This is a genomic window from Vibrio sp. JCM 18905 (genome assembly GCF_055393305.1).
On the sequence record NZ_AP043879.1, the window covers coordinates 588,170 to 601,864 of the forward strand.

General features: G+C 44.8%; 12 protein-coding genes and 2 pseudogenes. 7 read left to right on the top strand and 7 right to left on the bottom strand.

Annotated elements, in window-relative coordinates:
* Nucleotides 1-337 precede the first annotated feature (337 nt).
* The 4 genes and pseudogenes from trbJ (at nucleotide 338) to ACZ5ZC_RS10930 (ending at nucleotide 3,122) form a co-directional block, all read left to right on the top strand.
* A pseudogene (gene trbJ, locus ACZ5ZC_RS10915) lies at nucleotides 338-1,114 on the top strand (P-type conjugative transfer protein TrbJ).
* Nucleotides 1,115-1,316: 202 nt separating this feature from the next.
* Nucleotides 1,317-2,606 (top strand): P-type conjugative transfer protein TrbL, encoded by a 1,290-nt coding sequence (trbL, locus tag ACZ5ZC_RS10920; RefSeq protein ID WP_250156011.1) that lies wholly within the window; start codon nucleotides 1,317-1,319, stop codon nucleotides 2,604-2,606.
* Nucleotides 2,587-2,865 (top strand): hypothetical protein, encoded by a 279-nt coding sequence (locus ACZ5ZC_RS10925; RefSeq protein WP_054868186.1) that lies wholly within the window; start codon nucleotides 2,587-2,589, stop codon nucleotides 2,863-2,865. The genes trbL and ACZ5ZC_RS10925 overlap by 20 nt, the downstream gene beginning before the upstream one ends.
* A 2-nt stretch (nucleotides 2,866-2,867) precedes the next feature.
* On the top strand, nucleotides 2,868-3,122 hold the full coding sequence (locus tag ACZ5ZC_RS10930) for a hypothetical protein (protein WP_054868187.1): 255 nt from the start codon (nucleotides 2,868-2,870) through the stop codon (nucleotides 3,120-3,122).
* A 198-nt stretch (nucleotides 3,123-3,320) separates the two neighbouring features.
* Here ACZ5ZC_RS10930 and ltrA read toward each other — a convergent pair whose 3' ends face one another.
* On the bottom strand, nucleotides 3,321-4,793 hold the full coding sequence (gene ltrA, locus ACZ5ZC_RS10935) for a group II intron reverse transcriptase/maturase (protein WP_031820039.1): 1,473 nt from the start codon (nucleotides 4,791-4,793) through the stop codon (nucleotides 3,321-3,323).
* A gap of 802 nt (nucleotides 4,794-5,595) precedes the next feature.
* The gene (locus ACZ5ZC_RS10940; protein ID WP_118121022.1) at nucleotides 5,596-6,213 is read right to left on the bottom strand and encodes a LysE family translocator; all 618 of its coding nucleotides are present in this window, start codon (nucleotides 6,211-6,213) and stop codon (nucleotides 5,596-5,598) included.
* Nucleotides 6,214-6,325: 112 nt separating this feature from the next.
* On the opposite strand from ACZ5ZC_RS10940, the gene ACZ5ZC_RS10945 reads away from it, so the two are divergent.
* Nucleotides 6,326-7,303, top strand: a complete 978-nt coding sequence (locus ACZ5ZC_RS10945) for a GlxA family transcriptional regulator (RefSeq protein ID WP_464931915.1) — start codon at nucleotides 6,326-6,328, stop codon at nucleotides 7,301-7,303.
* Nucleotides 7,304-7,556: 253 nt separating this feature from the next.
* Here ACZ5ZC_RS10945 and ACZ5ZC_RS10950 read toward each other — a convergent pair whose 3' ends face one another.
* The 4 genes from ACZ5ZC_RS10950 to ACZ5ZC_RS10965 all read right to left on the bottom strand — a co-directional run bounded on the left by ACZ5ZC_RS10950 (nucleotide 7,557) and on the right by ACZ5ZC_RS10965 (nucleotide 12,258).
* Nucleotides 7,557-8,528 carry a GlxA family transcriptional regulator gene (locus tag ACZ5ZC_RS10950; RefSeq protein WP_047009328.1) on the bottom strand — a complete coding sequence of 324 codons (972 nt, stop codon included), beginning with the start codon at nucleotides 8,526-8,528 and terminating at the stop codon, nucleotides 7,557-7,559.
* A 64-nt stretch (nucleotides 8,529-8,592) separates the two neighbouring features.
* Nucleotides 8,593-8,994 (bottom strand): ester cyclase, encoded by a 402-nt coding sequence (locus tag ACZ5ZC_RS10955; protein ID WP_054867876.1) that lies wholly within the window; start codon nucleotides 8,992-8,994, stop codon nucleotides 8,593-8,595.
* A 24-nt stretch (nucleotides 8,995-9,018) separates the two neighbouring features.
* On the bottom strand, nucleotides 9,019-9,795 hold the full coding sequence (locus ACZ5ZC_RS10960; RefSeq protein ID WP_029843842.1) for an MBL fold metallo-hydrolase: 777 nt from the start codon (nucleotides 9,793-9,795) through the stop codon (nucleotides 9,019-9,021).
* A 1,611-nt stretch (nucleotides 9,796-11,406) separates the two neighbouring features.
* Nucleotides 11,407-12,258, bottom strand: a complete 852-nt coding sequence (locus ACZ5ZC_RS10965) for an AraC family transcriptional regulator (protein ID WP_464931916.1) — start codon at nucleotides 12,256-12,258, stop codon at nucleotides 11,407-11,409.
* Between the two features lie 114 nt (nucleotides 12,259-12,372).
* On the opposite strand from ACZ5ZC_RS10965, the gene grxC reads away from it, so the two are divergent.
* Both grxC and ACZ5ZC_RS10975 read left to right on the top strand, forming a co-directional pair.
* Nucleotides 12,373-12,651, top strand: a complete 279-nt coding sequence (gene grxC / locus ACZ5ZC_RS10970; RefSeq protein ID WP_464931917.1) for a glutaredoxin 3 — start codon at nucleotides 12,373-12,375, stop codon at nucleotides 12,649-12,651.
* Between the two features lie 28 nt (nucleotides 12,652-12,679).
* Nucleotides 12,680-13,165 (top strand): YkgB family protein, encoded by a 486-nt coding sequence (locus ACZ5ZC_RS10975; RefSeq protein ID WP_464931918.1) that lies wholly within the window; start codon nucleotides 12,680-12,682, stop codon nucleotides 13,163-13,165.
* A 62-nt stretch (nucleotides 13,166-13,227) separates the two neighbouring features.
* Here ACZ5ZC_RS10975 and ACZ5ZC_RS10980 read toward each other — a convergent pair.
* Nucleotides 13,228-13,367 (bottom strand): annotated as a pseudogene (locus tag ACZ5ZC_RS10980) (IS4 family transposase); the annotation flags it as partial.
* Nucleotides 13,368-13,695 lie beyond the last annotated feature (328 nt).

Below are 13,695 nucleotides of genomic sequence, written 5' to 3' on the forward strand. Positions count from 1 at the left end.
ACCAACAAGTTGATGGTTCCTATTTCACTCACTACTTATTCGCACCTTCGGGCTCAACGGTATCCTGCTCTACGAGGTCTCTAATTATCGACTTTAACCCTTGGAACTCCTAACCAGCTTTAAGGGGAATGACACCTATGTTTCAAAGATCTGAGGCCGCGCGTTTTTCAGGTGTCGCGCAGGTCGGACGCCAGGATAGAAAGTGACAACCTATCTTTGTAGAGGTCCACATTCACCGCTGATTTTCAGTAGGGGTAAAGGCTCATATCTATAGATTTTGGGCCGATACAGGTTGGTGGGTGCAACTTAGTCACGACAATACTAAGGGCACTCAATTATGAACAACGTACGTATTTTAGCGGCTAAAATAACTACGGCCGCTATTTCATTAGCATTTATCTCTCCCATACCGGTAGTAGCTGGGATTCCGGTTGTTGATGGAACGAACCTGACACAAAATATTATGTCAGCAATGGAGTCTGTCACTCAAACAGCCAAACAGATCCAACAGTACCAAACTCAGTTGCAGCAGTATGAAAACCAGCTGCAAAACACTATGGCCCCAGTGGCTTATATTTGGGACCAGGCACAATCGACGATTGATGATTTAACTCATGCCACCAATACGCTTGCTTATTATCAAAACCAGCTTGGTAGCCTTGATGCTTACCTAAGCAAATTCCAGGATGTGGCCTACTACCGCAGTTCACCTTGCTTCAATGGATCTGGAGGTTGTACGCCTGCAGAACAAGCGAAGATGGAAGAAAACCGTCGCTTGGCGTCCGAATCCCAGAAAACAGCCAACGATGCTCTCTTTGAAGGCTTGAAGCTACAGCATAAAAACTTGTAGGCTGACGCTCGTCAGCTGCACCGATTACAGTCAGCAGCTCAGGGAGCAGATGGTCAGTTAGCTGCTATTGGCTATGCCAACCAGCTCGCTAGTAACCAGGTCAACCAACTCCTTCAAATCCGTAGTTTGTTAATTGCTCAGCAGAATGCTGTTGGTTCTCGAATGCAGGCGGAAGCCGACCGCGAAGCTCAATATCAAGCGTCCCGTGAAAGGTTATTTGATATGGGAGAGCCTACCGACCGTTCAAAAAATAGGGGGTTCTAATCATGCAGAATATCATTCGAGTTTTTATCGTCAGCGTGTTGGCATCTTTCGTTCTGGTAGGGTGTGGTGAGGATGGAGGGCCAAAGCCTACAACGATCAACTGTAATAACCCGAACCTGACGAAAGATCTGAGGGAAGAAGGGAACTGTCTTTGGGATATGGGCGAACGCACGGAACGCTCCAAGAATAAGGGGTTCTAATTATGAGTAAGATATTCATTCGACTTGTGATGCTACTAGCTGTGTTACTGACCTCGCAAACTGCGTCGGCGGCCATTGAGCCTAATGGTGTCTTGGATGAGGTAGCCGTGCGCTTCATGACCGCTAGTGCTACTTGGAGCACGGTAATTACAAACCATGCCGTGTGGCTGTTTTGGACGCTGGGTACTATATCTCTTGTTTGGACTGGCGGTACTTTGATCCTTAAACAAGCGGATATAAGGGAGTTCTTTGCCGAGTTTATGCGCTTTATCCTGACGTTTGGTTTTTTCCTCTGGTTACTCAGAAACGGCCCAGACTTTGCGACGTCAATCATCGACTCGTTGAGAACGATCGGTGCTCAAGCCGGTGGCCTTCCGAGAGACCTAACCCCCTCAGAGCCTATCAGCATTGCTTTCGACATTATTGTTAAAGCAGGTGAGTATTACAGCATCACAAGCCCTATAGATAACTTGTCTCTTTTCTTAATCACGCTAGCAATTTTGGCATGTATGGCGGTTGTGGCGGCTAATGTGTTGTTGGCCTTGGTAACTGCTTGGATATTGATATATGCCGGTGTTTTCGTGCTGGGGTTTGGTGGTTCGCGTTGGACTTCAGATATAGCAATCAACTACTTCAAAAGCGTATTGGGTGTCGCTTTGAAGTTGATGACAATGACTTTGCTCATTGGCATCGCCATGTCGATAATGGACGGTTTTTATGCTGAGCTATCCAATGATGCTCCTATGCGTGAACTGCTGGTGATCTTTGTCGTTTCACTGGTTCTCGTAATGCTTATTCACTCTGTTCCCAATGTGGTTGCTAGCCTAGTTCCCGGAGGTGGCGCGGCGGCGGGTGCTGGCAGCATAAGTGCTGGGGCGGTGGCCGGAGCGACTGTTGCCACTGGTGGTATGGCTGCTGGTGCAGCAATGGCTACCGCCGGCGGTGCGTCTGCTATTCAGGCTGCATTTACAAAAGCAGGTGAGAACGTAGCGAACAATACTGACGTTATGTCGAGCCTTAGCAGTGCATTTAGCGGTAGCGGTGACTCTGACGAGGCTGGCTCCTTCTCCCAAGCTTCCGACCAATCTTCTAGTAATGGCGAATCCTCTGGCGGCTTTAAGGATAGTGTTGCAAAAGCGGGCCGCGTTGCAGCGGATACTGGCGCTAATTTGATTAAGGGAGTGGGAGATATGGCCGGGGAGCGTATAAGCCAAACCGCTGGAGGTCGTTTAGCCAGCTCAGTACGAAACAACATGAAAGGGGACGAGGAAGATGATAAGGAGGGTGACTGACGGCGCTTCTCCTGCATTTGACAACGACAACTTAGGCGGTGTCGTTACTGGCTGGACGAATCAAACCAGCGGCTTTGATGACCTATCCAGTGATGACCAGGAAGAAGCTCGCCAAGCACACGCTGAGTGGCAAGAGCGTGACCCGGAAAAGCACACCTTCGACGTTGAGGACTACGTTTCGTATGCCCAGGAACGCAATGAAGAGGTTGCTAGCTTTGTCAATAAAGGCCGTTCGGCCGAACTAGATAAGGATTACTGATTATGGAGTTTAACTTTCCACCTCAAAACCTTGCGGAGGTATTTGGTTTCTTCGCAGTGATGTTCATTGTGATGCTGGCCTTCTATTTTTTAGGACAGTGGCTACACAGCACTGGACACAGCCCTAAGATGACAACCATTGCCGATAAAATGGAAGTATTCCAAAACAAGCTGGCCGGGCGTGCCTACAAGGACGTGACGAAAACGGTTGATCAAATCGACAGCATGAGACGCTGGCCGTTTGGCCGACGCAAGTAGTTAGAAAGCAGTCGGGCCGGTGATGGTGCACCGGCTCGCATTTTCACATACATCAAACCGATTATGGTGAAGCTGTAACTCGTTTTTGTCGGATAGGCGACACCTGTTACCAGATGCCGCCCTCCTAAGAACCGTACGTGCAACTTTCACTGCATACGGCTCAAGCCTCCGCTAAGGCGTATTACGTTACCCAGCAACCTAGATAGCAGTTAAGGCAGGGTCAAACCAAGAGTGACGACTTTCCTTTTTCGGCTTCCTCTTTGCCAAGTAATCTTGGTAAAGCGGATCGAATGGGGTTGCTGCACTTCTAATTTTCACATGCCTTTTGATCGGCGTTTTCGCTATTTGAATTAGGTTGTAGTGACAGTCCATATTGGCGATTTTCTGCCAACCGTGAAATTGCCATCCACCACTTCTGTTCATGTAGTATTTTCGCCTTACCCAGTCTTTTGGTTTAGTGGGATGACGTCTAACCGCCCATCGCCACAGTAACCAGAAAATTTGATGACCGAGGTAACCGAAAGTGCGCTTTGCAACGCAGTGGCGATAATAGTTCGCCCAACCTTTCAGCTTAGGGTTCAGTAATCTAATGAGATCATTGACTGGCATTGTTGCGTGCTTCTTGATGAGTTCACGCAAGTTACCCAAGAAAGAGAGAACGTTGCTCTTACTCGGTTTGATGAGTAGTTTGCCTTTGTACTTCCTGAGGTTAAAGCCCAGAAAATCAAAGCCATCATCTATATGAGTAATGTGTGTTTTCTCTTCAGAGAGTGTCAACCCTCTTTCTTTTAGAAAATCAATCACCCTTGGTTTGACTTCGTTAACAAGAACATCTTTTGACGAGCCTGTTATCACAAAATCATCCGCATAACCGATAAAGTTAACTCGTTCTCCCGATTTCTTAGCGACTTCTTTCACGAGCTTTTCTAGGCCCGCAAGCGTCAGTAACATAAGCGTTGGAGAGATAATTCCTCCTTGCGGAGTTCCCTCCGACGTTCGGTAGAACAAGCCCTTATCGATATAGCCAGAGCCTAACCACTGCTTCAGCATCCTTTTGTCTATTTGAACATGTTCAAGTAGCCATTCATGCCCAATCTTGTCAAAGCAAGCTTTAATATCCCCCTCCAAAACCCAGCGACCTGAGCGCTTAAGACACAAGCATTTGAAGCATTGTGCTATTGCGTCAGCCGTACTGCGATTAGGGCGAAAACCGTAGCTATTTGGATCTGCTATCGTTTCCGATATCGGTTCCAAAGCGAGCAGATAAAGCGCTTGTTGCGCTCGGTCTATCATGCATGGAATGCCGAGGGGTCTAAGTTTGCCATTCTTTTTCGGGATGTAGATACGTCTGAGCGGTTTAGCTCGGTAGCCTTTGCGATTCAATTGGTCCACTGCGGTCATTCGACGGGCATCCGTATTCCAAATGACACCATCGATTCCTGGAGTGTTACTGCCTTTGTTTTGGGACACCCGCTTCACAGCAAGTAATTTCGCTGATCTGGAGTGGGTTAAGATCCACTGCAAAGCCTTCGCTTTACTGTGTTTTCCCTCTCGAGTTGCTTTTGCAATGCGCATTTGAAGCTTTAACACGTGCGACTCGACAGCTTTCCAATCGATGGATTGCCATTGAGTGCCATTAGGAGAGGCACTAACTTCTGATGAAGCCACCATTTGCGTTTCTCCTTGAATAAAGTTCTTCAAATCATCTTGCAACGGGAGACCAGTTAGAAGTCAGCTCGCTTTCGCGCCAGATATAAACCTGTATCCACTTCATTACAAAGCGGCCTTTGCTTTTTCTAACCTCCTTTACCTGCACACCTATCGGCAATCTTCGCAGACTGCTTTCCCAATGGGAGATATACAGGCTTACCCTGTTCCGTATGTCGCGCAAAATATCAGCTTAGATGCCCACTATAGTGCGGAGAGTACATCGATCACGAAAGAGTACTGTCCAACTTCTTTCCGACTCTCATTGCCATTTTGGCCACAGCGTATTAACCACTTCCGCTGCTTCATCATATAACGCGCCTTGCGTGGATTCACTTACGTTCATCATACTGACACCCTAGCACTTACCCGATTTGTGGTTATCAGGAAGAACGTCCTCTCACGATTCAGTTCCCACTCGGTCTAACAACCGAGTTTCGTTACATTGTCGGATCCGCTGCTTTATTCAGGATCCTAGGGTCATCTGGTGATACAGATGGTTCACTCTTATCGTGGTGAACAACGCTTCATACGACTTCAGGTCGCACGGACATAAATGTGTTGGAGCTAATGCTCGAAGTCATCAACTTCGGATAATATGAATTTGGGCAAAGTACTGCTGCCACAGCCTGATATGGTCATTGCCTAATATACCTGTTAGTGGGAAGTATAGTCAGACAGAAAGAGAAGCAGGCAAAGGTGTTACGATTTAAGTAAGCGCATTCCCCCCAATATTAAGGTCCCAAAGAACAGCTTAGTTATTCAGTTAGACTAGGCTTTTTACAACAGCTACCGCAGCTAACAGCAAAAAAACTGTACCACAACATTGATTGAAAATTCGCCCATTGGCTAAAAGCACTGTTTTAACCTTATCAGCCAATCTGGCCACGATATACTCTACGGCGAATTCAATACAAAGAAAGCTGAATGTTATCACCAGAAATTGGGGGATAAACCCCTCGTCGGGGTTAATAAACTGAGCTAAAAAAGCAGTGAAAAATAGTAAGACTTTCGGGTTAGACAAAGCAGCGAAATAACCTTGCTTAAATAGTTCTTTAGGCAAAACAGACACTACAGTTGTTGTTTGCTCAATACTAATTGCAGACGCGAAGAACAGTTTGAAACCCAGCCATGCAAGATATAAAGCCCCCAACCATTGAAGACCAATCATCAACTCAGGTTTTGCTTCTAGGATGGTACCTAACCCCAGCATAGCTACCGTAATCAAGATGAAAAAGCCACTCACGCCACCGCATATTGTCCAAATTGTCTTCTTATAGCCATATCGTGCACCGTGGCTAAGAGCTAAAAGCGAGTTAGGACCGGGAACACAAGCAAGACCCAGTGCAGACAAAGCAAAGACACACCAAATTTCAAACGTCATAACCAACCAGCAAATTGAGAACTCAAGGGAGATTAGTATCTCTCAGTTCTCAATTTATCTATGGTATATTCTGGACGTAAAACATGAATATTTAGACAAAGGTTCAATACAAATGAATGAAAATAATGGTGTCCGATTTTTATTGATACCTCTAAATAACTTCAACATGCTTCCGTTTGGTGGCTTCTTAGATAAGCTCCGATTCTCGGCAGATGAAGCGGATCACAGTCAACAACGATATTGCTCATGGAAAGTTTTGTCGCACAACAAAGGATTAGTCATTTCTAGTAGTGGGATCCCCATTAGAGTAGATATCGATTTTAGTGACGTTAAACCTGCGGATTTTGACTATGTGGTTTTCTTTGGTAGCCGCACTGCATCTGAATCTCAGCAGCAAGCCGCTTATTACCGCTCTTTTGTTCGAAATGTCGTTGCCAATGGAATACCAATCGTCAGCATTGATAACGCTTGCTTTACTTTAGCTGAGTTAGGGCTACTTAACCGTCATCAAACTGTGGTTCATTGGCGGCATCATAGTGAGTTCAAAGCAACCTACCCTAAAGTGATCGTAAGAGATGAACAGCTTTATCATTTTGATAAAAAGCTAATCAGTTGCACTGGCGGAAGTGCCACTATAGACCTTGCGGTGGCAATTTTGCAAAAGCATGTCGGGCAAACGAAGGCAGAAAAAGGGCTAGCGGATATGCTGGTTGATGAAAATCGCAGTATGCAACACCGCCTGAAGTCGTCAGAGCAAAGACTATACGGGAATCGTCATATGGACAGAGCGATTTCTTTGATGCAAGAAAACTTAGAACAGAGAATAAGCGTAGAACAGGTTGCTGTGCTCATCGGGATTAGTCGACGACAATTAGACCGCTTATTTCAGCAAAAGCTCAGCATCTCAGCGCGTCATTATTGGCAAGAGTTACGTTTACAACATGTTTACTGGCGATTGAAGCATTCTAATCATGACCTTGCCCAACTTGGAGATGAAGTGGGCGTTCGGGACATCAGCTATCTATGCAAGATTTTCAAGAAAAGATTTGGCGTAACACCAGGACAATGCCGTCGCGACTCGATAGCGTGATGACTATATGTGTCTAGCTAGCAGCCTTTCACATTCAATGTCCTTCTATTTCTGACTCATTATAAAAACTGGGGCATGTACAATTTTCAGAAGGTGTAATGGGCATAAGATCTAAATGGTTTTGGGGCATTTTTGTGTTACATGATCCGTCAGCACATCTCTGGACATTAATGAGCTACGCTAACCTCCCTAATAATCGGAATTGACATGAGGAAATGTATGGCAAACCTTAGTTGGAACGCTGAATATTTGTCTAAGGCTGTTGGTGGAACGTTTTCCTCCATCGGTTAGGGGTTACCTCATAACGCTCTTTAAATTTATCTCTGAAAATGAGAACTGAGCTAAACCCTGTTTTTGCAACAATCTGTTCAATAGACAAATCTGTAGATTCAAGTAGATCCTGAGCCAAGTTTAGTCGCTCAGCCGTCAGCCATTCTCCAAATGACATACCTGTAGCTCTATTAAATTTTCTCGTAAAAGTTCGGCGGGACATCATCACTGAATCTGCTAGCTCATCCAGTGAATATTTTTGATTGATATCACGCCTGATATTGTCCATTAATGCATTGATACGTGAATCAGATGTCGTCACAGGTATAGGTTGATCGATAAACTGAGCTTGCCCACCATCTCTGTATGGAGGCACAACCATTCTTCTTGCTACTCGGTTCGCAATCGTACTGCTGTAGTATTTTCGGAAAACATACAGACAGCAATCGATACCTGCGGCAGTACCTGCTGAGGTTATCACCCCGCTATCTTCAACATATAAGGCATTCGTATCGAGCGAAACTTCTGGAAAGCGTTGACTAAAATCCTGTTCTAATTCCCAATGTGTCGCAGCTCGTTTCCCCGCTAATAAGCCAGCATAAGCGAGAACATAACCACCAAGACATAAACCGACAACCAATGCGCCTCGGGCATGAGCACGACAAAGAGCATTGAGCAACTTTTCATTAGGGCGCTCGTCAATTGTTCTCCAATAAGGTACAACGATGATGTCGCAATACTCTAGGAAATCAAGCTGCGCCTCGGTATGAATTTCCATACCGATATCAGATAAAATCGGTCCTTCCTCTCCAGCGACAAATTTAAGCTCGAAAAAAGCTTCATTAAGGGTATCTCTTCCAAACACAATGCTAGGGACAGAAATATGAAACGGGCTAAAGCGATTGAAAACAACAACAGCAACGGAAGGAATTTTATGGTTTTCATTGAGATACATAGTTCGTTTCCAAAGTAAAATGCACAGAGCAATGTCAATGAATCACTCTGTGCCGTTATCAACTCTAACTCTGTAGTTGCTTCATAATATCAACCTCATTGAAGTGCGCTCGTTTTTCGATGATTTTGCCGTCTTTAATCTTTAGCTGCATCATCAATGAAAATCGAACCTTCTTCCCTGTTGGCTTCAAATTATGCATAGGTGCCGAATGAACGCCTTCAAATATCATATAACAAGCTACTTTATCATCATGAGCGAAGATGTCATGTATACGGAAAACAAAGCCAGGAAAACCGTCCATATTTCCCTTTTCCTGAGTAAGGAAACCGTTGATATCTAATGGTGTATCTACTTGTGAGTAGAAAGTGAATTGCTCATGGCACATTGAAGCTACTGCATCATAATCATTGCCCTCTATAGCCCTGTAGAAAGACTTCACTAGCTCAATATTTGTCTCAGATGTCATTACCAGCATACTCCTAACATCAAACTAAAGTGTTACTGTTTCACCATCTTCTGGAACAAACACAAAATCGCTAATCATATTTGCAACTGCGTATTCGCGCATTTCTTGAGTCGTTACCAATACATGGTTAACTGCGCCCATATGAGTCGCAACGATTTTTGCTTTAGGAAGTACTTGGTGTGTTTTTAGTACATCTTCTTTACCCATGATAATAGGTCCAAAGCCCAGTACATGCGCCCAGCCAGTATTGAGAATAACGACACCAGGTTGTTCTTTTTTCATGGTTTCTTCTACACTTGGGATCCAAATCGTATCACCAACCACGTACAATTTTTCTTCATCGGCATGAGAGAAGATAACGCCCGTCACTTCACCCAAAATTTCTGCCATTTGTTCATGCTGGAAAGCAGCTTCTGGGCCATGCTGGCAGACTGTACGTGTAAATGAAATACCGTGATATTCAGTCTCTTCAGAGAAAATTTTAACGTTGGTAAAACCTTGTGATAGAAGAATAGCTTCATCACCTTCGTGTTGTACAAAAATCAATTTATCTTTAGGTATCACATTTACTGCTGTTTCATCCCAGTGGTCTGGGTGAGTATGAGTTAGCAAAACTGCGTCCACATTGATGATGCTTTCAATAGGCAAAGGCAATTCAACTGTTGGATTGCGTAAGTGTGAATTTGCTGTTCCTTCAAATCCAGGGTAAGTGCCTTTTGGCGCTAACATTGGGTCAATAAGAAATGTTTTACCTGCATAATCGATGATTTGTGTTGCATTTCGAATTTGTGTGATTTTCATAATTGTGCTCCAGTATTGCTGTGCTGTGCTGTGCTGTGCTGTGCTGTGCTGTGCTGTGCTGTAATGGAGTCATTTTATGCAATAGGATAGACGCTCAAAAGTGGCTTAAAGGACACATAAGGATACTATTGGGACAAAACTTGTCCTTGGTATTGGTTGTTATTCGATAAATTGAGGGAAACTAATAGAAACCGCTTTAATGATCATTAACTGACTTAACACTGTTTGGGGCAAAAGTGTGTTTTGGTTTTTAGCAACAAGAGTCAGTACCGCTTACTCTGACTCGATATTGGGGCGTTACTTGGTCGAGGATTTGCTCGGCTTTAAGCCCGGAGTGTTTCCTGGAGTTTTTTTGTTGTCACGTCTACGTTGATCTGGTTTGCCGGTCGACTTGGCTATTGGTTTTGGCCCTGGTTTCAAACCCATGATTTGATCCTTTTATTTAACGAGGTTATTCCTCGTTGTACAATCTTTGGGCAGTATTGATGGTTTTCAAGATGTGTATGAAAAACAATCTAAAAATATCCCCAAGGTTTCTTACTGGTAACTCATGTCTTGATGCATTTAAAGTGTACTGCTATAAGTTGGAGGCACAAGATGGATAGAATTACCTCGGGTCCGCGACGGCTTAGTGTTGAAGAGATACAAGAGCTTCGTCGTGATATGCAAGAATCCTCAGCCTGGGCCAAAGCCGAACTAAAACGTCGACGAGCCGCAAAAAATCAAAAAAATTCTGCGCATGGTATAGATGATGGTATCGATAATGACCACATTTCTAACTAGCTGTTATATAGGTATATTTTATTCTCATTGATATTCGAGTGGGAGTGACCAGTACTGGCCGGTCATGTCTAGCACTGGTTGGCATTTCGGCTGAAGGTTTGCCCTAGATGCAAAAAAGCGTTGCTCTGGCCTTTACCAGAGCAACGGGTATCGTGTCTATTGTTATTCTGGAAGAGGAATAAACTCCTGCTTGTCGCTGGGAACCACTGGTATGAAATGACTGCTGAGATCTATTTGGCGTACCATTCGAACTTGTGGGTACTGTTTTCTTCGCCACCATGATTAGTCGGATTAGAAAAGGCCTTGGCATTCTCTTGTGAATATTCTGTACGCCATAGCTCACCATCGATACCTAGCAGTGTGAGCCCATGCTAGTTTGGTAGCTGACTTTGATTGAACTAGTGTTTTTAATGCACTCGAACAAGGCTATAGCTGCGTCACCCCCTAACGTTTTCCTTCTTTGTATTAAGGCACTAGGGGCAACGCATGCCTTAACTTCTCGATCTACAATCTCGAGCATATTTACAATATCTGCCATTGATTTAAGAGTGAGTTCCCTCTCTCGTAATGTGACTCTATCATTTAGTTGGTAGGTTTCTTCAATCAAAGAAATGGAAATGAGGTCCGCAGAGTATCTACAGTATTTGGTTTCCAGTTGTTGATAATGTCGAGTGCTTGCGAGATGCGTATAAAAAGTCCGATAAACAGTGTTTATCGGACTTTTTATATTGTTAGGATGGTTCAATTGATCTAAAATTGATTATCTAAACTGCTCGGAGTTAGATCTTCAGCTCTCTTTCTAATGTCTAAACATCAAGCATCACGAAGTTATTGCTGCGCTCTAAAGCGCTTGGGGGTTGTGCCTGTGTGCTTTTTAAAGGTGAGCGTAAAAGCGCGCTCCGATTCATAGCCAACTTGCTCAGCCACGTCATCAATCGACAACAACGATTCACGCAATAGTTCCTGTGCCCTTCCCATCCTGAGATTAGTTAAGTATTCAAACATCGGTTGTCCAACCAAAGCGGAAAAGCGGCTAGCAAACGCGGCGCGCGACATGCCAATCTCGCCTGCAACCAACTCCAACGTCCAACTCTTGTCAGGATGGTCATGCAACAGTTGCAGAGCGCGAGAAATACGTTTGTCGTTCAGCGCTTCTAAAAACGGGCTTTTTTGCTCTCGACCAAAGTTAATTCGGATCAGTTCGACCAAGATGATTTCGGTCAGCTTATTGACGATAAGTTCCGAACCGGGTCCTTGAGATAGGTACTCTGAACTCAACTGGTCAAAGGTACTTCGCAACCAAGGGTAGTGTGCCAAGTCTTTATCGCGAACGATCGTCACCCGAGGAAAGATCTCCAATAATGGCGTCGTCACTGTACGCGTATAGCTAAAAGAGCCACAAAGTAACAGTGTTGGTTCTTCTAGGTCAGGCTTGTCTTTATCCGGAGATTGACTCGACAATACATGGTCTTGTCCCGGTCCTAAGAAGATCAAATCTCCCGCTTCCAATCGTTCTACTTGACCGTCAATAATCGCCCAGCAACCACCACGTCGAATCAAATGAAAACTGGCGTGGTCTAGGTCGTTAAAGGTTTTACTCCACGGCGCTTCCACCTGACTGCAAAAATAGACGCTGCCGACGACACGAATCGCGCGCAGCATATCGCTCATCACTTCCATATTTAGCTTCATCCTTAACTAGACGATCTATGTATTAAATCAAGATTATCACGCATAGATGGTATTCACCGCAACAGCTAAATTAACCCTACAGACAACAAGCGGAGAAAGACCATGGCAAAAATCGAAATTTATACCAAACACTACTGCCCTCATTGCAAAGCCGCAAAACACACTTTAAAGCGTTTAGGTTTAGCGTATCGAGAAATCGAAGTCAGTGATAACCCAACGCGACTCAACGAGATGAAGAGCCGTAGCCAACGACGAACTGTTCCGCAGATTTTTGTCGGCAACCACCACGTTGGCGGAAACGATGATTTAGTCGCCAGCATCAGAAGTGGTGATTTTGAACAGATCTTAGAGCGCCAAGGCGTCACGCATACCGCCAAATAACACAGAGAATTGATTAAGGAGAAAGACCATGACAACTATCAATAGCACAGCCAATCACCGAGTAGCAGGCACTCGATCACTGACCAACATTGCTGACCAAGCGGTACGTTTTTCTATCATCATCGTCCTAGCATGGATTGGGGCAATGAAGTTTACCAGTTACGAAGCCAATGCAATCCAAGGTCTTGTGGCATCGAGCCCACTGACCAGTTGGTTATACAGTATCTTCAGCTTGCAAGGTGCTTCTAACCTCATTGGTTTGGTGGAAGTGGTAACTGCGATTGCTTTGTTGCTCGCACCAGTGCACCGTGCGTTTGCACTTGTCGGTGCTGCTAGTGCAACGGTCATCTTCGCCGTTACCACAAGCTTTCTGTTTACCGCACCAATCAGCGAAGCAAGTTTAGGTGGCTTCCCAGCAATTTCTGTCGTGCCGGGTCAATTCCTCCTAAAAGACATTGTATTGTTAGCAGCGGCGTTATCTTTATTGGCAAAAGTTCTACGACAAGAAGATTAATCACGGTCGTTAAACGGATGTAACCAACCCAACAATAAAGAGAGCTCCGGCTCGAATGCCGTTCACTTAAGGTGAGCGGCATTGTTTTTCTAGGATATCGACTTGGCTTTTTCTTTACCATTCGAGGAATGGATTGCTGATGACGAGGCTCTAAGATCAGGATTTCACTCATCGAGTAAAAGTTTTCTAGCTGCCTTGATATTGTATCACTTACGTTTGTTGCTACTGAGTTAGCACCAATAAGTATGTGATCTGCAATTGTACAGGACATGCGGCAGAGTGTGGGCTCGACAGGGTTAGTTGTTACTTTGTATGCATGGCTTGGCGCGCTGCCGCTTTGATTTCAGTCATGATGAGCAGCCATTTCCCCATCGGCTATTGTTAGCCGGACTGATGCTGGCTGGCGTTTGCCATCTTCAATGCTGCTGTTGGTGTCGGCGCCGTATTAGAAGCAGGAGTTTTAGAACATGGGAATATCAATACGCTTTATTCATCAGCTTCATTAATTACGCTGCTAAGTCTCGCTTCAT

Coding starts and splice junctions, on each gene's coding strand:
- ACZ5ZC_RS10965 (WP_464931916.1), bottom strand. CDS start 12,258: ATGGAAGTGATGAGCGATATGCTGCGCGCGATTCGTGTCGTCGGCAGC.
- ACZ5ZC_RS10955 (WP_054867876.1), bottom strand. CDS start 8,994: ATGACATCTGAGACAAATATTGAGCTAGTGAAGTCTTTCTACAGGGCT.
- trbL (WP_250156011.1), top strand. CDS start 1,317: ATGAGTAAGATATTCATTCGACTTGTGATGCTACTAGCTGTGTTACTG.
- ACZ5ZC_RS10940 (WP_118121022.1), bottom strand. CDS start 6,213: ATGACGTTTGAAATTTGGTGTGTCTTTGCTTTGTCTGCACTGGGTCTT.
- ACZ5ZC_RS10930 (WP_054868187.1), top strand. CDS start 2,868: ATGGAGTTTAACTTTCCACCTCAAAACCTTGCGGAGGTATTTGGTTTC.
- ACZ5ZC_RS10925 (WP_054868186.1), top strand. CDS start 2,587: ATGATAAGGAGGGTGACTGACGGCGCTTCTCCTGCATTTGACAACGAC.
- ltrA (WP_031820039.1), bottom strand. CDS start 4,793: ATGGTGGCTTCATCAGAAGTTAGTGCCTCTCCTAATGGCACTCAATGG.
- ACZ5ZC_RS10975 (WP_464931918.1), top strand. CDS start 12,680: ATGACAACTATCAATAGCACAGCCAATCACCGAGTAGCAGGCACTCGA.
- ACZ5ZC_RS10945 (WP_464931915.1), top strand. CDS start 6,326: ATGAATGAAAATAATGGTGTCCGATTTTTATTGATACCTCTAAATAAC.
- ACZ5ZC_RS10950 (WP_047009328.1), bottom strand. CDS start 8,528: ATGTATCTCAATGAAAACCATAAAATTCCTTCCGTTGCTGTTGTTGTT.
- grxC (WP_464931917.1), top strand. CDS start 12,373: ATGGCAAAAATCGAAATTTATACCAAACACTACTGCCCTCATTGCAAA.
- ACZ5ZC_RS10960 (WP_029843842.1), bottom strand. CDS start 9,795: ATGAAAATCACACAAATTCGAAATGCAACACAAATCATCGATTATGCA.